This window comes from Paenibacillus sp. MT124 (assembly GCF_058792755.1).
In genome coordinates this window covers 2139062-2158495 of the sequence record NZ_CM179500.1, presented here as the reverse complement: position 1 = coordinate 2158495, position 19434 = coordinate 2139062, and the positions used below count along the sequence as shown (strand labels likewise).

21 protein-coding genes and 1 other RNA gene are annotated in these 19434 nt (G+C 46.2%); 7 read left to right on the top strand and 15 right to left on the bottom strand.

Annotated elements, in window-relative coordinates; all coding sequences use genetic code 11:
* Window position 1 precedes the first annotated feature (1 nt).
* Window positions 2–547 (top strand): thioredoxin family protein, encoded by a 546-nt coding sequence (locus tag AC3RCI_RS10175; RefSeq protein ID WP_336779510.1) that lies wholly within the window; start codon window positions 2–4, stop codon window positions 545–547.
* A 183-nt stretch (window positions 548–730) separates the two neighbouring features.
* On the opposite strand, the gene AC3RCI_RS10170 is transcribed toward AC3RCI_RS10175, so the two are convergent.
* The 3 genes from AC3RCI_RS10170 to AC3RCI_RS10160 all read right to left on the bottom strand — a co-directional run bounded on the left by AC3RCI_RS10170 (window position 731) and on the right by AC3RCI_RS10160 (window position 3269).
* Window positions 731–1231 carry a DUF309 domain-containing protein gene (locus AC3RCI_RS10170; protein ID WP_336779509.1) on the bottom strand — a complete coding sequence of 167 codons (501 nt, stop codon included), beginning with the start codon at window positions 1229–1231 and terminating at the stop codon, window positions 731–733.
* Entirely contained in the window at window positions 1218–2033 is an 816-nt protein-coding gene (gene yjbM / locus AC3RCI_RS10165; protein WP_095288001.1) for a GTP diphosphokinase, read from the bottom strand. The genes AC3RCI_RS10170 and yjbM overlap by 14 nt, the downstream gene beginning before the upstream one ends.
* 138 nt (window positions 2034–2171) lie before the next feature.
* Window positions 2172–3269 carry a quinone-dependent dihydroorotate dehydrogenase gene (locus AC3RCI_RS10160; RefSeq protein WP_492529864.1) on the bottom strand — a complete coding sequence of 366 codons (1098 nt, stop codon included), beginning with the start codon at window positions 3267–3269 and terminating at the stop codon, window positions 2172–2174.
* 270 nt (window positions 3270–3539) lie between these two features.
* On the opposite strand from AC3RCI_RS10160, the gene AC3RCI_RS10155 reads away from it, so the two are divergent.
* Window positions 3540–3677 (top strand): hypothetical protein, encoded by a 138-nt coding sequence (locus AC3RCI_RS10155; RefSeq protein ID WP_164764163.1) that lies wholly within the window; start codon window positions 3540–3542, stop codon window positions 3675–3677.
* Window positions 3678–3755: 78 nt separating this feature from the next.
* On the opposite strand, the gene AC3RCI_RS10150 is transcribed toward AC3RCI_RS10155, so the two are convergent.
* The 3 genes from AC3RCI_RS10150 to AC3RCI_RS10140 all read right to left on the bottom strand — a co-directional run bounded on the left by AC3RCI_RS10150 (window position 3756) and on the right by AC3RCI_RS10140 (window position 7088).
* On the bottom strand, window positions 3756–5195 hold the full coding sequence (locus tag AC3RCI_RS10150; RefSeq protein WP_492528819.1) for a L,D-transpeptidase family protein: 1440 nt from the start codon (window positions 5193–5195) through the stop codon (window positions 3756–3758).
* A 230-nt stretch (window positions 5196–5425) separates the two neighbouring features.
* Entirely contained in the window at window positions 5426–5668 is a 243-nt protein-coding gene (locus AC3RCI_RS10145; protein ID WP_062322102.1) for a ferredoxin, read from the bottom strand.
* A 118-nt stretch (window positions 5669–5786) separates the two neighbouring features.
* The gene (locus tag AC3RCI_RS10140; protein WP_492528817.1) at window positions 5787–7088 is read right to left on the bottom strand and encodes a DNA polymerase IV; all 1302 of its coding nucleotides are present in this window, start codon (window positions 7086–7088) and stop codon (window positions 5787–5789) included.
* Between the two features lie 529 nt (window positions 7089–7617).
* Here AC3RCI_RS10140 and cimA point away from each other — a divergent pair.
* On the top strand, window positions 7618–9237 hold the full coding sequence (gene cimA / locus AC3RCI_RS10135) for a citramalate synthase (RefSeq protein ID WP_127536437.1): 1620 nt from the start codon (window positions 7618–7620) through the stop codon (window positions 9235–9237).
* A gap of 74 nt (window positions 9238–9311) precedes the next feature.
* Here the strand turns inward: cimA and AC3RCI_RS10130 are convergent, their stop codons facing one another.
* Window positions 9312–9860: a TlpA family protein disulfide reductase gene (locus AC3RCI_RS10130; protein ID WP_492473219.1), complete on the bottom strand. Its 549-nt coding sequence runs from the start codon at window positions 9858–9860 to the stop codon at window positions 9312–9314.
* A 243-nt stretch (window positions 9861–10103) separates the two neighbouring features.
* Between AC3RCI_RS10130 and AC3RCI_RS10125 the strand changes: the two genes are divergently transcribed.
* The gene (locus AC3RCI_RS10125; RefSeq protein WP_492528815.1) at window positions 10104–10592 is read left to right on the top strand and encodes a M67 family metallopeptidase; all 489 of its coding nucleotides are present in this window, start codon (window positions 10104–10106) and stop codon (window positions 10590–10592) included.
* On the opposite strand, the gene AC3RCI_RS10120 is transcribed toward AC3RCI_RS10125, so the two are convergent.
* From AC3RCI_RS10120 to AC3RCI_RS10110, 3 genes are read right to left on the bottom strand one after another with little or no spacing between them, the layout of a single operon-like run.
* Entirely contained in the window at window positions 10578–11315 is a 738-nt protein-coding gene (locus AC3RCI_RS10120; RefSeq protein WP_336779504.1) for an exonuclease domain-containing protein, read from the bottom strand. The two genes, AC3RCI_RS10125 and AC3RCI_RS10120, sit on opposite strands and share 15 nt — an antisense overlap.
* Window positions 11312–12397 carry a DUF294 nucleotidyltransferase-like domain-containing protein gene (locus AC3RCI_RS10115; RefSeq protein ID WP_419719982.1) on the bottom strand — a complete coding sequence of 362 codons (1086 nt, stop codon included), beginning with the start codon at window positions 12395–12397 and terminating at the stop codon, window positions 11312–11314. The genes AC3RCI_RS10120 and AC3RCI_RS10115 overlap by 4 nt, the downstream gene beginning before the upstream one ends.
* Before the next feature lie 42 nt (window positions 12398–12439).
* A complete protein-coding gene (locus AC3RCI_RS10110) occupies window positions 12440–13843 on the bottom strand; it encodes an ammonium transporter (RefSeq protein WP_154896024.1) in 1404 nt (467 codons plus the stop codon).
* 355 nt (window positions 13844–14198) lie between these two features.
* Here AC3RCI_RS10110 and AC3RCI_RS10105 point away from each other — a divergent pair, with 355 nt between their 5' ends.
* Both AC3RCI_RS10105 and AC3RCI_RS10100 read left to right on the top strand, forming a co-directional pair.
* A complete protein-coding gene (locus tag AC3RCI_RS10105; protein ID WP_127536442.1) occupies window positions 14199–14627 on the top strand; it encodes a MerR family transcriptional regulator in 429 nt (142 codons plus the stop codon).
* Window positions 14628–14655: 28 nt separating this feature from the next.
* On the top strand, window positions 14656–15336 hold the full coding sequence (locus tag AC3RCI_RS10100) for a zinc metallopeptidase (protein WP_127536443.1): 681 nt from the start codon (window positions 14656–14658) through the stop codon (window positions 15334–15336).
* A gap of 36 nt (window positions 15337–15372) precedes the next feature.
* On the opposite strand, the gene gltC is transcribed toward AC3RCI_RS10100, so the two are convergent.
* Together gltC and AC3RCI_RS10090 are read right to left on the bottom strand one after the other, a co-directional pair.
* Window positions 15373–16284, bottom strand: a complete 912-nt coding sequence (gene gltC / locus AC3RCI_RS10095; RefSeq protein WP_127536444.1) for a glutamate biosynthesis transcriptional regulator GltC — start codon at window positions 16282–16284, stop codon at window positions 15373–15375.
* A 79-nt stretch (window positions 16285–16363) separates the two neighbouring features.
* Entirely contained in the window at window positions 16364–16993 is a 630-nt protein-coding gene (locus AC3RCI_RS10090; protein WP_492528813.1) for a rhomboid family intramembrane serine protease, read from the bottom strand.
* Between the two features lie 145 nt (window positions 16994–17138).
* On the opposite strand from AC3RCI_RS10090, the gene tpx reads away from it, so the two are divergent.
* The gene (gene tpx / locus AC3RCI_RS10085; protein WP_154896023.1) at window positions 17139–17657 is read left to right on the top strand and encodes a thiol peroxidase; all 519 of its coding nucleotides are present in this window, start codon (window positions 17139–17141) and stop codon (window positions 17655–17657) included.
* 73 nt (window positions 17658–17730) lie between these two features.
* Here tpx and AC3RCI_RS10080 read toward each other — a convergent pair whose 3' ends face one another.
* The 3 genes from AC3RCI_RS10080 to AC3RCI_RS10070 form a co-directional block, all read right to left on the bottom strand.
* The gene (locus AC3RCI_RS10080; RefSeq protein ID WP_154896022.1) at window positions 17731–18123 is read right to left on the bottom strand and encodes a DUF1499 domain-containing protein; all 393 of its coding nucleotides are present in this window, start codon (window positions 18121–18123) and stop codon (window positions 17731–17733) included.
* Between the two features lie 185 nt (window positions 18124–18308).
* Window positions 18309–18501, bottom strand: a non-coding RNA gene (gene ssrS, locus AC3RCI_RS10075) — 6S RNA.
* Window positions 18502–18552: 51 nt separating this feature from the next.
* Window positions 18553–19362: a YesL family protein gene (locus AC3RCI_RS10070; protein ID WP_127536446.1), complete on the bottom strand. Its 810-nt coding sequence runs from the start codon at window positions 19360–19362 to the stop codon at window positions 18553–18555.
* Between the last annotated feature and the right edge of the window lie 72 nt (window positions 19363–19434).

Genomic DNA, 19434 nt, shown 5'->3' with positions numbered 1-19434 from the left:
AATGAAATCGAAGAAAAAGAAAAGTGCCTCAATCCTGATTTTCCTGGGTATATTCGTGGTCCTAATTGCAGCGCTTGTCGTAGTAAATCAACAATCCAAGAAACAAATGGACGCTGTGGAGAATGCTTATGGTATTGCAGCTTCCAAGCTTAATCCGGCTACACGCGAATTGCTCGATGATCCTAACTACCAACAGATTATTCTGCCGGATGCTCTCAAATCCAAGATTGATAATAAGGAAAGCTTTTTCGTTTATTTCTTTGCCTCCGATTGCTCACATTGCCGGGCAACGACACCACAGTTGATGCCGCTGGTAGACGAAGTAGGTATTGAGCTGCCACAATTCAATTTGCGTGAGTTCGATTCCGGCTGGACAGATTATAATATCGAATTTACACCTACGCTGGTTTATTATCAAGATGGCGTAGAGAAGGATCGCATGGTTGGCGGACTTCAGGAGAATGGTAGTGACAACGGTTATACGCTGGATGACTACAGACAATTTTTTGACAAGTACAAAGGCAGCTCCGCTGCTTCGGCAAGCTAAGAAGTAATCGTTGACTACAAATCAACATCTCACTTCAAGTGGTGCATGTGGACAGGCTCTTCCATATTTACTCTGAGCTTCATAGCCAATAAACGCAGACCAAAAAATCACCCCGGCCGATCCTTTTCCAAGGTTCAGCCGGGGTGATTTATGTTATATCCGATATGCATCATGCCATCTATACTAATTCTGATTTTCACCAAAATTGTTCGCCTGCTGCATTGCTTTCATTTTCTCTTCATAGATGCGTCCCCGCGTCGGGCTGCGACGCTGCGGAATGTTGGGTTTCAGTTCCTTAGATCGTTCTTGAAATGCATTAGTCAGTGTCTCATCCCAGATCCGTATGGTCAGATCCTTATATGGAAAATGCTGCGATTCAGGACCCGCTAGTCCGCTGACTAGTCCCTTCACTTCCTCGACCAATTCTCCAAGCTCAATCCCTTTTGTACGTTCAGGATAATGCTCCAGCAGATCAACCGAACTCTGTAACATCATCCGCCCTCCACGAAGATTGCTGTTTCTGAAATGATATAAGCCAACTGCAATCTGCAGCAAGCCTTTATAAAAAGGATCCCGATCTAGTTCCAGCCACAACTCTTCCAAAACCTCATGGCATTCGAAGTAGTCCTGATCACGGTTAAAATAGATCAAATAATCAATATACAGCGGCTCATAGCTGCTCATCGGGATTTTCGCCCTTCCTAGCCGAATTCAGAAGAGCCTTCACATCATCCAATAAATCTTTAAGTGCTTCCATGTCATGACGCTCCCAGCAGTCGTTAAAGCGCTTCTGAGCCTCAATGGCCTCATTGACGAGATGGTAGAAATACAACTGATGTATGATGGACAGTGTCTTGGAGACGATGTTTGAATCATCTTCAAACTCCTTCTGCGCTTCGAGGATCTGCAGCCGAATGGCTGACATCTCATTATCCAATACAAAAGCGGCTTCTGCCGTTTTCTTCAGCCTTGCCCGCATATCATCCGGCAGACTTTCCCGATATTTATAGCTCAGCGAGTGCTCAATCGTAGCCCAGAAGTTCATGGCCAGCGTCCGGATTTGGATCTCGGCCAGCACTTTCTTCTGTCCCAGAGCCGTCTGAACAGGATATTCAATAATCATATGGAAACTGCGATAACCGCTCTCTTTGAAGTTCGTAATATAATCTTTCTCAATCAATACCGTTAAATCCTTGCGTGCGCGGATGTACTCCGCCACTCTTCGAATATCATCCACAAATTGACACATAATACGAATTCCTGCAATATCCTCAATTCCCGTCTCTACCTGATCTAGTGGCACATTCAGACGTCTGGATTTCTCCAAAATGCTGGATATTTTTTTGACACGACCGGTAACGAATTCAATCGGGGCGTATTCTTCCCGTTTCTTCAGTTCCGCTCGCATTGTCTTGAATTTGACTTTCAATTCCTCTACCGCTTGTTCATAAGGAAGTAAAAATGTACCCCAGTCTCTACCGTCCATGCTTATGCCTCCTGTCTCTATAGCGTCCCCTGTTCTAGTCTATTATACATGATGTTCAGCGGGGGGAAGAGTCCCGTACGCAATCCTCTTCCAAGCTTCTATATTTTCGCTCCGGGGAACTTCTTATCCTTTATGTTCTTATCTGTGCTCTGCACCAACAGCTTCGGAGATATGACGATAACCGTCTTTGCGCAATAGCTCACGCAATCCGGCATGGATACGCCGATTCACCTCAGGTCCTTCATAGATCAGAGCTGTGTATATTTCCACCAGACTTGCACCGGCTTTAATTTTTTCGTATGCGTCTTCGCTTGTAAAAATACCTCCGGAACCGATAATCGGAAGTTTCCCTTCGGTTTGACGATAGATGCGCCGAATTACCTCCGTGGAACGATCCCGCAGCGGTTTACCGCTGAGTCCACCGGTTTCCTTGGCATGCTGATGGGATAGACCCTCCCGGTTAACCGTCGTGTTAGTGGCAATGATGCCGGCAACACCGCTATCCGCGATCGTGCTGACCATATATTCAAGCTCCTGGTCGTTGACATCCGGTGCGATTTTGACCAGAACCGATTTGACCGACCCGCCTGCTTTTGTGCGTTGTGCTTCCATTTCACTCATCACGGCTGCAAGCAGTTCCTTCAATTCATTCCCATGTTGCAGGTTACGCAGATCCGGTGTATTTGGTGAACTGATATTCACGACGAACAAATCCGCATAAGCATACATCGCCCGAATACATTTTTCATAATCCAGGTGTGCTTCTTCATTAGGTGTAGCTTTGTTTTTGCCGATGTTGACTGCAACGGGAATACGACGCTCCTTCAGACGTGCCAATTCACCTGCCATTGCTTCCGCCCCAAGGTTGTTGAACCCCATCCGGTTCACCAAAGCTTCATCTGGAGGCAGACGGAACAGACGTGGCTGATCATTGCCAGGCTGCGCGAGCGGTGTTACGGTGCCGACTTCCATGAACCCGAATCCAATGGATGAGAAACCCGTTACGGCCTGTCCATTTTTGTCCAGACCTGCTGCAAGGCCCACTGGGGTGGGAAAATGACAGCCGAACATGTCGACAGCCAGATCTTCCGTTTCACGCACGCCATACATCACCCGCAAGCCGGAAGGCACCGGGCGAATACTGCCCATGCCGCTAAGGCCGCCAATAATTAGATGATGGGCCTGTTCAGGGTCCATTTTGAACAACAAGGGTTTAGCAAGACTTCTATATAACAAATCACTCACTCCGTTCTCGTCCGGTACGCCGTAAATATGCTTTCCCGTCTTTTTCATATGTAAAAAAACACTCTACACACAAGTCTATCCGTTTCTTCATCAAAAGGAAAGTAGTTTGCGCATAGACATCCTCATTTTAGCCAAGTCTGCAAACCACTTTAAACCTTATGGAAGAAATAATCCCGCATACTGGAAATGACGAGGTGAATTCTTTACAATGGGAGCATGGCAACGATACACCAGTACCAATGAACGAAGGAGGGACAGCCCATGGCTCCCAAACGTAAACCGCCTGCTTTGCAGCAAAAGAAAGAAGAAGTCAATCGGAAAGCCATTGCTTGGACAGCGGCCAGCGTCATCGGATTGATCATTATTATCGGCGCACTCATCATTATCGCCAATATGTAAACGGTCAAACCGACTGCCAGTCCAGTACATAATGCTTTAGCTGGAGTACACGCCATCGTAACAGATTACAGGAATCGATTAGTTCAGCCAATGATACGTCTTGTTTGGATTGTTCTGTTTGGGAACAAGCGTATGCTGATAGCGATCCTTCGATTCCGGTACAAGGATGGTCTTTGGCAGAAGATTCGTTCCAATGCGTACCGGGGTGCCCTGAGGTGCGAGTGCAAACAGTTCCTCCACATCCCCAGTACTCATTCTCACACATCCAAGGGACTCATCCAGCCCAATACTGTCAGGCTCGTTGGTCCCGTGGATGGCATAATTTGTATCCGACAGCTGCATGCCTCTTGTACCAAATTCTCCATCAGAGCGACCATTTGGATTCACGACTTTGTCCGTAATGACAAAACTGCCTTCTGGTGTTCTCCCTCCCCCTAACCCGACCTCATAATTGCGAATAATGGTATTACCGCTAATCAACGCAAGTCTGTGGTTGCTTTTATCGACTACGATCTCCAATGGATCCTGTAAAAAGAGTTCCCCTCCAAGCGTATCTGCAAATGGACCACCCGCTTGCAGAGCAGGTGATTGCCCAGCTTGTTCCTGACCGGCTTGTTGACCTGCCTCTTCCTTTCCTTGCTTCTGCATCGCAAGTATTGCAGGAAACATGTCTTTCATGCCCGGTGCTGTCTCACCCAAAATGTTGTTTGGAAAAGGCTGCGCAAGCTGACTTACGTTTTTGGGCCAGGTTTTGTTTTGCTTATAGTATGTATGGATTGCACTGGACAACGAAGCCGCTGATTCTTGTTTGGCTGTCCACACTTGTGCAAGCTGCTTGATGTCTTTTGAAACCTCGGGCGGTTCGCAGTTGCACTGGTCGGCATCGTAACTTTGGGCTGTTAATCTGCCGCTGCTATTTGTTTGCACAATATATTTTACCGGCATATTCCGTTTCCATAACGCCCATTCGTCAGAAGTCTGCATGCCCAGAACAGCCGATGTCTCCACCTTAGGTCCCGCACCAGACCATGCAGCAGCGAGCGCAGTTTCTCCATGCTGGTTCCCTCCGAATCTCGCAGCTGTAAAAACATTCGAATTGGTGATAGGAGCCGAAGCAGCTTCATGATCATCAGAGATTGGGCCATCCGCCCAATCATCATCCCCGGTTTCCAAAGCCGATGCCAACGCTTCAGCTGCGTCACGATTGAATCCTGGAGCATCTGCAGGCGGTACCAGAGCAAGCACAAGCAGCATCAGCAGGGTCAGCCACATTTTGCGAATGCGCTGTTTCCTCTCCTTCTGTTCTCCCATCTCCACCAGCTTGTTTTGATAATCCACCCATATGTCTGCAGGAGCCTTACTCCGTTCAAATGCTTCGTAAACTTCGCCCGCTTGCTGAAAACAATAGTTGGCCTTGCCTTCCTGACCTTCACGCACATACTCCTTACCGAGCAAATACCAGGCCATTTTATTATCAGGATGTTTCTTAACATATGTTCTTAGGTGAGTATTCTGCATCCGATCCTCCGCTTGATTCAGCTTTTTCCGTTACTATCTTTTATATCGGCATAGGACGGAATGAAATCCATAGGACTTGAGTACCCGGATGGAACGCAAAGCATTCGACAAAATATCACAACCCTTCAACTATAGAACCCGCACCAACATGAATTTCTACGCACTAAAAAAGCACGTCCCACTGCCCTAAGACAGAGGAATGTGCTTCTTCCTGGTTATATGGTGTATGATTAGCCTTCTTTGTTGAAAGGTTCATCCGCTACTTTGATGGAATCCGTTGGGCAGCCATCACAAGCATCTTGCATATCGTCGAACAGGTCGTCCGGGATAGCCTTGATTCCTTGGTTAGCATCGCCATCAAAAATCACTTCTGCCAAGCCCTCATCATCATAGTCATAAATGTCAGGTGCCGTTGCTCCGCAAGCACCACATGCAATACATGTGTCTTTTTCAACCCAAGTGTACTTACTCATTACAATCTCTCCTCCTAAAATTCGAAACGTACAGTGTTTTTATCTAGAAAACATATTAAACCAAAGTAGAAGTAATTTCAAATTATTTTGACAACATCAAGAGTATATTATGCCCTATTTAATCAAGACTTTGCAAGTTATCTTTTTGCAAAGACGTGCCCCTCACCTTGTGATTACGGAGCAAAACGGAAGGGTCATCCCCCAGCATGCCCGCTGTTACAACAGCATTCTCTCCAAATTTGTCACGCAGCTGGTCCATAATGCGAATCAGATTCTCCTTTTTCGGCTTCTGTTCGTATTCAAACAGATCCAGCTGTACAGCTGATTCCTCACGTGGAATCAAATTCTGAAGGGTAACTCCCAGCATGCGTACAGGCTTCCCACTACTCCAGTGCTTGGCAAATAAAGCGCAGGCTTCCCGGTAGATTACCGTTGCATCCTCCGTAGGAACTTCCATCATCCGTGAACGGGTGATGGTTTTCATATCCGGTGTTCGGATTGTAATCTGAATCCCCTGACTCAGCATCTCGTGCTTGCGCAAACGCCTGGCCACTTGGTCACTAATGTTGAGCAGTACACGGTGTACGTCCTCCATCTCGGTAATGTCCGCTGGTAACGTCGTGGTATGCCCAATGGATTTGTTCGCTTCCCGCTCTGCCTGAACGGTAGAATGATTGATGCCATTGGCTGAATTCTTCAGCCAGGTACCGTTAACTCCGAATACATCCGTCAGCATCCGCTCATCCGATTTTGCAAGCTGTCCTATGGTTTCAATGCCAAGCTTTTTCAGTTTTTCAGCCGTCTTTTTGCCAATACCGAACAACTCATTGCAGGGTCTATGCCAGAGAATCTGAGGTACATCCCTCATTCGCAAGATGGAAATGCCGTTAGGTTTCTTCAGATCGGAAGCCATCTTTGCCAGCAATTTGTTGGGTGCAATGCCGATGGAACATGGAAGTCCCAGTTCTTCCCGAATTCGTTGCTGGATGCTCTCCGCAATTTCCATGGGTGTACCGAACTGTTTAGAGCCTGTGATATCCAGATAACATTCATCTATTGAGGTTGCCTCCAGCAGTGGTGTATAACTGTAGGCTATTTTCATAAATGCTCTTGAATATTGACGATATAGATGAAAATCAGGACGAATTACGATTAATTCCGGACATTTTTTCAACGCCTGATGGACGACCATGCCTGTCGAGATGCCTTTTCTTCGAGCCGTATATGAACACGTCACGATAACGCCTTTTCTTACTTCACTGCTGCCCGCTACAGCTGTTGCTTTTCCTCTGTATAGTTCCGGCTCTTCGGCTTCATGCACCGAGCAATAAAATGCGTTCATGTCGACATGCAAAATGACCCTTCCGGCGGCAGGATAATATCGATCCACATTCGTGTGACGGGTTTCATCCCCAGACATGTACCTCCGCCCTTTCGTACTCTAGTTAATGAAGCTTAAATCTCTATTCACCCTATTATATCAAGTTCGTTATGTAAAATCAGTTACGTTTGTTATTTTCCTATTTTCGAGTAGACCGGAGGATTGATCGAATAATTAGCCTACCCTACACTCACCAAAAGAATTAAAAAAATCAAGGCAATAACCGTGTTCTCCCATACAAAATGCATTCATGTCCCTCCTCTTTTCCATATATCCCATTTACCAGTTAAAACTTCAATATAACATACATTTAGATATCAATCACTTATCCGATCATCGAGAAACAAAAATTTGTTACACGAAACTGCGATTTCTGTGTAGCATTTGGCCATAATGGTGCTATAATAATTAATTATACAAATTCGCGACTTTAGGACAAATCAACGCATGGAGTTTAACACAGTGTAGCGTTGCAGAACCGAAGGATTCACATGCACACTTATTTGAACACTTTTCCAACACAACATTCAACTTTTTAAAAAGCGCTTTATCTCAAAGGAGGATCTTCATGTCAAAGGCCATTTCCATCTTCGATACGACTTTACGTGACGGCACACAAGGGGAGGGTGTCAGTTTATCGGCAGATGACAAGCTTAAAATTGCCAAGAAACTCGACGACCTAGGTGCTCATTATATTGAAGGCGGAATTCCCGGCAGCAACACCAAAGACATTGAGTTTTTCAAAAGAGTGAAAGAATTAAATCTCAATGCCAAGGTCGTTGCTTTTGGCAGTACACGTCGCAAAGGAAGCATCGCCAGCGAAGACGCCAATTTGAAACGGATGATCGAATCCGGTGCACAAGCAGCAACATTGGTTGGTAAATCGTGGGATTTCCACGTCCATACCGCCTTGCAAACCACTTTGGAAGAGAATCTATCCATGATCTATGATTCCATTGCTTATTTAAAGCAAAATGGAATGGAAGTTATTTTCGATGCCGAGCACTTCTTCGACGGATTCAAGCATAACCCGGAGTATGCTCAAGCTGTGTTAACGAAAGCTCATGAAGCTGGTGCAGACTGGCTCGTGATGTGTGATACCAACGGCGGAACCATGCCGCATGAAGTATACGAGATTGTATCCAGACTCTCTGGAAGTCTCCCTCATGCTCATCTCGGAATCCATACACATAATGACTGTGAACTGGCTGTCGCCAATACGCTTAGTGCTGTACAAGCTGGTGCCAGACAGGTTCAAGGCACGATGAACGGTTATGGAGAACGTTGCGGCAATGCCAATCTGGCTTCCATTATTCCGAACCTACAGCTCAAGCTTGGATATGAATGCGTGTCCGAAGATTCGATGAGACAGCTCACAAACGTAGCCCGCTATGTTAGCGAGATTGCCAATGTGAATATGCCGATCAACCAGCCTTATGTTGGTAATGCGGCCTTCGCTCATAAGGGCGGCATTCACGTCTCTGCTATCCTGCGTGATTCCCGTACTTACGAACATATCGTACCTGAACTTGTCGGGAACAAACAGCGTGTACTCGTTTCCGAGTTGGCTGGGCAGAGCAACATCGTCTCCAAGGCACAGGAACTTGGACTGGAGTTCGATCCAAGCAGCGCCAATTCCCGCCAGATCATTGAAAAAATCAAAGATTTGGAGCATCAAGGTTATCAGTTTGAAGGTGCAGACGCTTCCCTTGAGCTGCTCATTCGCGAAGCAAACGGAGATATGAAGGAACTGTTCACATTCGAATCCTTCAAAATGCTCGTGGAAAAAGCAGCCGACAAGTCCGTTGTCTCCGAAGCATTCGTTAAGCTCAATGTCGCTGGAACAAGCGTTTATACCGCTGCGGAGGGCAATGGTCCGGTCAATGCTCTCGATAACGCTCTTCGGAAAGCACTTGTCCAATATTTCCCTTCGCTTGCTAACATGCATCTCTCTGACTATAAAGTTCGTGTACTTGATGAGAAGGATGCCACAGCAGCCAAAGTACGTGTATTAATTGAATCCAAAAATACAGAGAATACATGGAATACGGTCGGCGTTTCCGAAAACGTCATTGAAGCCAGCTGGGAAGCCCTTGTTCACAGTTTCCGTTATGCCCTGCTTCAGGAAAAGTTACAGGACGAGCCGAATGTTGTTCACACAGCCATGCATGGATTAAGCAACCATTAACGCTTATTTCCCGGAAAATAAACGAAGCGCCTGCCTCCAAAATCACTGGGGACAGGCGCTTTTTATACGATTCACTAGTTGATGACTTTCTTGATTTTACGCTCCAATTCCTTCTCAGGCAAAATGCCGAGTATGACTTCTTGAATAACTCCATTCTTGTCAATCAGCACATTTGTGGGAAAAGCCACACCGTTATATTTTGCATAGGCTTCCCCATCTTCATCAAGCAAAATAGGGAACGTCAGTTTGTATTCCTCCACAAAAGCTTTCGCATCTTTCAGCTTATCGTAAGGGGTTACATTGACTCCATACATATCCATTTCATCTTTATATTTAGCTGCTAAGGTATTAAGCGCTGGCGCTTCCTCCTTGCAGGGTTCACACCAGGAAGCCCAGAAGCTGACAAATACAGCCTTTTCCTTTGCTCCTCCTGCGGTATATGTTTTTCCATCCATGCCTTTAAGAGTGAACCCCGGGGCCAGCAATCCCGCTCTCGGTCCTGTTTCGGTTGGAAGCGGCTCTTCTTGTTTAAACACGGCAGCGATTCCGTTATCCGCATTTTGAGCCAGTGCAACCCCAATGAGCAATACAACACCAAGCAGTATGTATATGTTTCGTTTCATGGCTAGCCACCTTCTCGTAGAATCAGCATCTCGGGTATAACTTTATTACCGTCACTCATTGCAAGTGGTCCTAATCACTTGATACGCTTGCACGTGGTGATGTCACTTAATCCTTGTTGTAAAATAATCTCTTTAATATTGTACCCTTTTCCTTTAAAATTTTACAATCAGGGATCATACAAATTCAAACAAAAAAAGGACCCCTGCCTAAGCAGGAGCCAAAGAGAGAGGGGTGAATACAAAATGGCAGCACTTCACGGACAGCAAAACACGATCTTCATTTCTTCTTCCGTAGAGCAAGAAATGTCGAAACACATGTACGATTCGCTGCCGCAGGAAGCCTGCGGGGTTGTGCTGGGTGAAGCTGCAGCGGGCGGCATACGAATCAGTCGGTTTCAGCCAATTCGCAACGTTGCGCCTAACCCGCTGCATCACTTCAGCCTGGATGAGGAGGAATGGATTCGTTGCATATTTAACGAGCCACAGCTCATTGGCATCTTCCACTCACATCCGCGAACCAGTCCCGTACCGTCCCATCAGGACCTCATGGCCCTTCCAGCTTACGCCGAGTTAATCAAGGTGTATCTGATTGGCACGCCTGCTCTGACAAGCAAGTCTGAACCTAGTATGCATTTGAATGGTTATGAGATCCTGTACAAAGTGGAAAACCCAAGTAAGTCACATCAGCAAAAGTGCTATGATGTCCAGCCAGCACAACTACGCATGACTTAAATGGGTGTACAAGTCACCCAGTGTTTCTATATTTTTACGAGTCATATCCTCCAAATAACAGGACCATAGCTGCGCAGTCATCTTGGCGTCTTCCAATGCATGATGGCGTCCGTATATCGGGATCCCCCTTGATTCCAGCAGTTCATCGAGACCATATCCCGGTCTGTCCGGCTCCAGCCATCGAGCCAGCATCATGGTATCGATCAGCCGATGAGTCAGTCTGACCTTGGAGGTGCGCCACAGAGCAGCATTCAGAAATGCCCGATCATGCGCACTTGCATGTGCAACCAGTACACTGCCTCCAACAAAAGACATAAAATCATGCAGCCCCTCCAGCAGTGTAGGTGCATCAACGCACATCTGCTGTGTGATACCTGTAAGTTCGGTAATGTGTTCTGGTACTGCAGCTTTGGATTGAACGAGTGTATAAAACTGTTCTCCCTCCAGCACTACACCACCACTGATGCGCACGGCGCCAAATGATAGAATCTCATCTCCATGCTGCGGAGAAAAACCTGTCGTCTCCAAATCGAACACAACAGCATCCAATTCATTCAGCGGCGTATGCAGAACTTCCGGTCTGCGCTGCTCCCTCATCATTGAGCGAATGAACGCCATGTGTTGCGCCGTTGGGGCCCCCATTATGGAAGCGATGGCAGAAGGAACCCCTCCCTGACGCAGCGAATTCCAAAATCCAGTATTGCCCCTTGCCGGCTCTCTCATGGACGTCTCCTTTCTGCAAAACGAAGTTGTCTTTGCAGTGCACGATGCACACGTCGCACCTGTCCTAATGTATCCCTCAGTTCATAATGCATCTGTTTTTGCTTCATTTGTTTCTCATCCAGAAAACCACTGCTCTGCTGCAGCCCACCTCTAATGACTACCGGTGTACTGCGTCGAAACTTCAGTGCAATCATAAAAGCACGCCCTGCCGCATCAAGCAACGTGAGGGGAACCGCTTCAAGGGACACCAATCTCTGTATTCGCTTAAGCGTAGATGTTTCCTTGATTCCATGCTGGAGTGCCAGGAAACGTGCACTGTTTACCAGCGGAATGTATAGTCCATACTTGACGTCGAAACCGCCAGCATGCTCTCCAAACCTTTCTGTGACCACCTGACCGAGAATATTCAGGGTTGCCTTGTGTTTAACGGTATTGCGCAGCACAGCATCAGATAGCTCGGGAACGGCTCTGAACCCATCATAGAAGGCAGCAATCCATTCATCCGCCAGACCTTTCTCCCCTGCCACAAAACGCATATCCGATGCGATGATCAAATTGCGTACAGGTTCCCACGCCAGATCCGACCTCCACGACCGAAGCTGTTCCTTCCAGGATTCCAGTGTTTTGCGCCATAACGGCTCCGAACACATCACTTTCCCTTCACATTTGGCATAGCCTAGCTCTTCAAGCATATCAGCCATTCGTCCCCCGAGTTGGGCAAAATACTCCTCTTTTCCCTCATGCGGGTTATCGCTGATGATCATGCCGTTGTCCTGATCACTCCATAATGTAGCTTCTTCCCTGCCCGAACTGCCAAAAACGATAAAGGCATAGGGGACGGGAGGCTGGCCGAAGCCTTCCTCTACCATCCCCTGGATGCATAACTCTACTGCTTTCCGGTATATCCGGTCATGCAGTTCATTTACCGTTTGGTACCACTCGATCGGCGACAAGGAAGCGGACAACAATTCCTGGAGTTCATTCTGCAAAACTACACGTGCCTGACGCAGCTCCTCGGAAGAAGCGGCACCATCGATCCCTTGATAGGACCAAGAATGGTTTATAAACGGGATAGGTTCCATCATGTCCTGCCTCCTTGAAGCGTGATTCAGTCATCATTCACCCTAGGAGCTGAACGTACCGCCACCGCTCGTTTTACCTTCAATACTTTTCATTTGCTCAGGGTACCCGTAAGTACCGTGCTCACTAAGATCCAGACCCATGGTTTCCTCTTCTTCAGTTACACGGATACCCATGATGGCTTTCATTCCGCCAAGGATAATGAAGGAAACAACCAGTACGAAGGCGAATGCGCCAGCCAGACCCAAGAGTTGAACTCCCAGCTGGTGGAATCCACCGCCGTAGAACAAACCCGCTTGACCTACACCTGCATTTTCAGCAAGCTCCGGAGTTGCGAACAATCCTGTGGAAATCGCTCCCCACATACCAGCGATACCGTGAACGGAGAAAGCGTAGATTGGATCGTCAATTCCTTTGCGATCGAAGTATTGAGCTGTGAAGAATGTAATAATACCTGCCAAAGCACCGATAACCAGAGCTGCCCAAGGTTCTACAAAGGCACAAGCACCTGTAATCGCAACGAGTGCCGCAAGAACACCGTTCAACATGCTTGGAATATCGGATTTACCAAGAACTGCCCACGAGATCAGCAGTGCAGCAACACCACCAGCAGCTGCGGCAACGTTTGTAGTCAATGCAACATAACCGAAGAATCCATCGCCCATAGCAGATAATGTACTACCTGGGTTAAAGCCGAACCAACCAATCCAGAGGATGATTACGCCGAGCACGGAATATACTTGGTTGTGACCTGGAATGATGTTAGGTTTGCCATCTTTGTTATATTTACCAATACGCGGTTTCAAGAGGATCGTAGCTACCAATGCAGCTGTTGCACCCGTCAAGTGAACTACAGTTGAGCCTGCGAAGTCTTGCATACCCAGCTCTGCAAGCCAGCCGCCGCCCCATACCCAGTGAGCAACAACCGGATACATGATAATGGTATAAAGTGTTCCGAAAACAATATATACGCTCATTTTTGCACGTTCAGCCATACCGCCGCAGGCAATGGCCAGCGATACCGCCGCAAAAGCGAGGTGGAATACAAATTTAATGGTAAGTGGGACATCGGAGAAGGCCAGTGATTCGAAGGATGCAGCCATTTGGTCACCACTCAGGAAAAATCCTGTTGTTCCAAAAAAGCTGTTTCCGTTACCGAAGCCAAGACCGAAGCCGAGAGCCCAGAAGGCAATAACCGAAATACCCAACGTCAGGATTGTCTTACCCGCAATGTGTCCTGCATTTTTCATTCTCGTTGAACCTGCTTCCAATAATGCAAATCCCCCTTGCATCAAGAAAACCAGCACAACAGCCAGAAACGTAAAGGCTGAGTTTAGACCGCTTTGAAGTTCGATGTTAGTCGGCCCCTCAGCTGCAGCAAACGCGCTGACTGGGAAAGCCAGTAAAGTAAGCATTAATAACACCGAAACCAACCATTTCTTTCTCATGTACCCCACTCCCTCTTATGTTAATTTTCTTCACATAACGTGAAACTCTTAATGTCATTATAAGCAGAAGACAGGAAAGTTGACAAGAGTATTTTAAACAAATCCAGAAATTATTTCTGGGAATAAAGTCATGCGTCTTTTTCTTGCACTTAAGTACATATTCATGTCCTATGAGCACATAGATATAGAAACACGATTTACAACGGATCAAAGCATAACGTTTGACTGTACGGTTAAAGATCATGTATCATAACTATTAGTAAGAAAAAAATTGGGCGGAGTCTGTAAAGCCGCACGTGGAATCGAATAGTTCCCTACATTAGAACTTGCAAGCGAGGTGAATACCATTGGGGATATGAAACTTTTTCGGATTGGCGAACTAGCCAAGACCGCTGGTGTGAGTGAACGGACGATTGATTACTACACGAAGCTTGGTTTGATCGCTCCTGAAGAGCGCACTGAAAAAAACTATCGTCTATATAGTGATGAAACTTTAACCAGACTAGAACGTATTGTACAGATGAAACAAGAGAAGTATAGTCTCGACGAGATTAAACAATCTCTTGAGAAGTGGAGCCTCGTTAGCACTGAAGAGCAGGTTGCCAGTAAACTGACAACACTTGAGCTCCACGTACAACAACTCGAGCGAGAGGTCAACGAGCTCAAACCGCTGCTTGGCGAGATGAAACCTGTACAAGCACGCAAAATGATGGCAGGCCTACTTACGAAAAGCGCCGGTACGATGGAAGCATTGAAGATCTTGCTTGAGAACACCATGATGTAGCTTAATATTAGAAAGCGGAGGAATGAATATGAGTTTTAATAACGGTATGTTCGTTTTGATCATTATCGCCTTTTTGCTCTCCTTATGGGCGCAATTTCGCGTTAAAAGTACATTCAACCGTTGGGCTGGCGTGCAAAACCTGAATGGCATGACCGGATATGATGCAGCACGTCACATGCTTGATGCCAACGGTCTGCACGATGTTCCAATTGAACCCGTTCGCGGCGCCCTCTCAGACCACTACGATCCAATTAACCGGGTTGTACGATTGTCTGAACCTGTATATTATGAAAATTCGATATCAGCTGTTTCCGTAGCCTGTCACGAGGTCGGCCATGCGATACAGCACAAGGAAAGCTATCCGATGCTGGCACTTCGCCACCGGATCTTCCCGATTGTGAACTTCGCATCCGGACTTGCACCTTTTCTGTTGATTGCCGGTTTTATCTTCAATGCCATGAACCTTGTTGGTCTCGGTATTATCTTCTTCTCCGTTACCGTTGCGTTCCAGCTCATTACATTGCCAGTAGAGTTCAATGCCAGCAATCGCGCTCGTGAAATCATGGTTTCTGAAGGTTACATTCGCAATGAAGAAGAAAAAGGCGTAGCCAAGGTACTGAACGCTGCAGCTTTGACGTATGTGGCCGCTGCACTGATCTCCCTGCTTGAGTTGATCCGTTACATCGGGATTTTCAACAGTCGCGACTAATCGAACAAATAGAAACAAAAAACAATACCCCACCGTTTACTCGGATGGGGTATTGTTTTGCTGCAAACCGAAGTAGTTAAGTAAAAACGAACGAAATGATTGTGCTACAAGCGGCAATTTGTCATCCGCACGATGGATCAAACCAATGGTCCGCGTTACTTTGGGATGAGAAATGGCCACATGTGCCGGTTGTAGTGGATTGGTCTGGAAAAGCGCCATTTCTGGCAGCAGACTCACTCCCATGCCCGCTGCAACCAACCCGCGAATGGTATCCGTCTCTTCACCTTCAAAAGCAATTTTCGGTGTAAACCCTGCTTCCAGGCAGGCATGCCAGACGATCGGACGCAATGAGTACCCTTTGCTGAACAGTACAAATTTATCATCTTTGAGCTGTTCAAGTGCGATTTCCTCTTCTCCTGCAAGCGGGTGATTCGGAGGAAGAATGGCATGTAATTCTTCGGTTAGCACGATATCACCTGCGACCTGATCATGCTTTTCCGGGAAAGGTGATATGAAAGCCAGATCCACCTCAGCAGACAGCACGTCACGAATGAGCGTCGGATACATACCCTGTTTAAATCTGAATTTGACATTGGGATAACGCTGACGAAATGCGGCCACGACCGAAGGAATCAGATGGATACCCAGACTATGAGGAAAACCAATACGAATTTCACCATGTTCCGGATCCAAAAACTCATGAACTTCCCCGACTGCTTTGTCCAGATCCTTTAAAATCCCTTCAACACGTTTGCAGAAGAGCTGACCTACTGCGGTCAATTGCAGATTCCGCCCCTTTTGCATAAAGAGGTCAACACCCAGCTCTTCCTCCAGCTGATGAATCTGGCGACTCACTGCTGACTGTGCGACATGCAGCTCTTCAGCTGCCTGGGTCACATGCTCCTTTTGTGCCACTTTCAAAAAGTAATGCAACTGTCTTAATTCCACTCGCCTGATCTCTCCAATCTGCTATACCCTTCTTAGACCTGCCTGCATTCCGTCTTCAGATCATTACACCCATACGTGTTTATTGCTTTCTGAATTTCCTCGGCCTCCACAAACGGATAAGAAGTCCGTAAATAAAGAATCCACCCAACAATCCACCCAAATGAGCCATCCAGTTGATGCCCGACATGGCAAATGAGAAAATAATACCGAATGCAAGCAGTGTATACAACGTTTTGCGTGATGCTTCATCCATCATCGTCCGCTGGAACAGAGCAACATACAGAAACGCACCATAAATCCCGTAAATGGCTCCTGATGCACCTACAGAGATTGTTGTTTCTCCTGCAGAGTTATACCAGGCAAGCGCCAAAACATTACCCAGAACCCCGCTGCCCAGATACAATAAGCCATATCTTACCGATCCGAGCAAGCGCTCCATCGGAGGCGCAAATACAACCAACGCAAAGCTGTTAAACAGCAGATGACTGAAACCTGCATGAAGAAAAATGGACGAAAAATATCTCCACCATTCTCCCGAGAAAAACTCATGGTTAGTCAAAGCACCAAATTTAAGCAATGTCATCGTATTCGTCGATCCACCATTAGCAGCAAGTAATATAAACATCACGACATTGGCAACCAACAAAATTGACGTCAGCGGGAAAAACTTCAAATAACTTCTCCAATTTTCATACCGAATAAATATCATACGTTTTCCCTTTCACTCCACCCTGTTCAGATCTTCCTTCACTTGGTTTCATTATCATAATTGCACGTCCGAATTGGACAATGCCTTTCATAAAAGATTATAATGGATTTTGGCACGGATCACCAATTTAAGGAGGAACATTATTATGGCACAAGAACGTACAGGCGCAGCCACATTCAAAGGCAACCCTATTACATTGATCGGACCCGAATTGAAAGTGGGCGATCAAGCTCCCGATTTTACATTGAGCAAAAATCTGCTTGAAGATGCATCCCTGAAAGACTTCGCAGGCAAAATCAAACTAATCAGCGTTGTTCCTTCACTGGATACTGGAGTATGCGATGCCCAAACTCGCCGCTTCAATGTTGAAGCCGGAGAACTTGGCGACAATGTTGTCGTTTTGACGGTAAGCGTGGACCTTCCATTCGCACAGGAACGCTGGTGCGGAGCTGCCGGTGTAGACCGCGTTGTAACATTGTCCGATTACAAAACACGCTCTTTCGGTGAAAACTACGGTGTTCTGATCAAGGAATTCCAATTGGACATGCGTTCTATCTTCGTAGTGGATACGGAAGACCGGATTACATATGTGGAATATCTGCCTGAGATGACAGAATCCCCTAACTTCGAGCAAGCCATTGCTGCAGTAAAAGCTTTGCTGTAAAAGGATTCCACGTTCAGAACAAAAGCGAGGAAGGTTCACCTTCTCTCGCTTTTTGTTTTACCACCCATCTATTTCAATCGTTTGCCTTATATTTGGCGAGCTTCTTATCGAGTACAGAAAACAGATTCATGATCGTTCGATAATTGGAACCCAGATCTCCAAGCGAACCACGTGAAGCTGAATACATGTCTACAGCACTTCGAACCGGACTTACCGAAATAACAGAAACTGTAATATCCATGGTCCGCCCAAACGTTGTGCGTTTTTCCAGAATAATCTCTCCGACCGAAGGAACCTCATGAAGCACCTTATAACCCGGAATCTTTTTCAATGTTGAAGAAACTTCTTCCCAGGCTCTGTCTTTGGATAAATTATAATACCGTGTTTTTAATTTGGGATCCTTGGCTCGATCGCTGGTTCCCTCCATACTGCGGATGATACCGACGAGCGTTCTCTTTAAGGTCAAGACCCTTCCTCCTTTGAATGTAACCGTTCCATTTATGTATTCTAGTGTAACATTGTTCAGGTAGTAACAAAAGGGCGTAGCGCGCTTTTAACACAAATACACTGGTCAAAACATAAAATTTCAAATAAAAAGCACCCTGAGCTTCCTGGATTAGAGGAAAGAGTCAGGGTGCTGTACTTGTAAAATAGGAACCCGCCATGCCGTCCGGCTACATTGTCTTATGAACCTGCTTAGCAGGTGGGTGACCGCAATAATGTATTATTTGAAGTCCCCATGTCGTATAGACAGGGCGTTTCAGCAACATTCTGTGTAGATCTCCCGAAGACATCATCATTGGTTCAAAACAACGAATAACCGAAACGTACATCGCAGGATGTACAATTATTATATCCCTAACCGCGTAAAAAGTAAATGGTGACGCTCCATGTTTTATTTTTGCAGATTTTCGTTTTTCACGTCTGAAGCTTCAAGATCACCGATTTTATCTACTCCATCATCATTTTGCGCCGCTTCTTCCTCTTCCTTCTTCTGCTGCATTTTCTCCATCTGCTCCTGCATTTTCATGAAGGTTGCGTAGAAGTTAAAGAATGCAAACCAGGCAATGATACTGATAATAAAGAAGACAAACAATACCGGATACCGGAATCCAATGTAAAACAATAGTCCGCTTCCGAGCAATGTAGAGAACACACGAAACGGTCTGATCAGAGTCAAGAGTACTGCATTTTTAATAATGAGTCCGATTGACATATGATAGTGTACAACCATCGAAAAAAAGTTAAACAAGGAAACAAACAAAAGCAACAGCAGCACAAGCATGATAATTCCCACAAGCTGCATATTACGGAACTGTGTCATGTATACCGTGTAATCCAGATACATGATGGCAAAAAGCAAAGTGTAAAATATGCCCCCGATTAAGCTTTGTTTGTAGTTCTCTTTGTAACCTACAAAGAATGTACGGAAGATCGGTACATCCGTGTCACCCATATTCCATTTACGAACGACCGTAAAAAGGGCCGATGTTGCCGGAAACAGTGTAAGCGGTGCCACAATAGCTATAGCCCAGTTCATTTGCAATGATTCATTTGCGAGGTTCTGCTGCATAACGAGCAGTTTCATAATCAAGAAAAACAAGAACGGAGACGAACAAATAGCCCACAACAGATTGGTTGCGGCCAGTCTCGTAATCCACTCTGTAAGCCGATAGATCCCACCCATAGCTCCTTTAAATTCCAAACATTTCTCCTCCTCCGCAGCCTTGCGTATAACCTGAAGTCTAATATTAATATACCTTATTATTGATAGGAA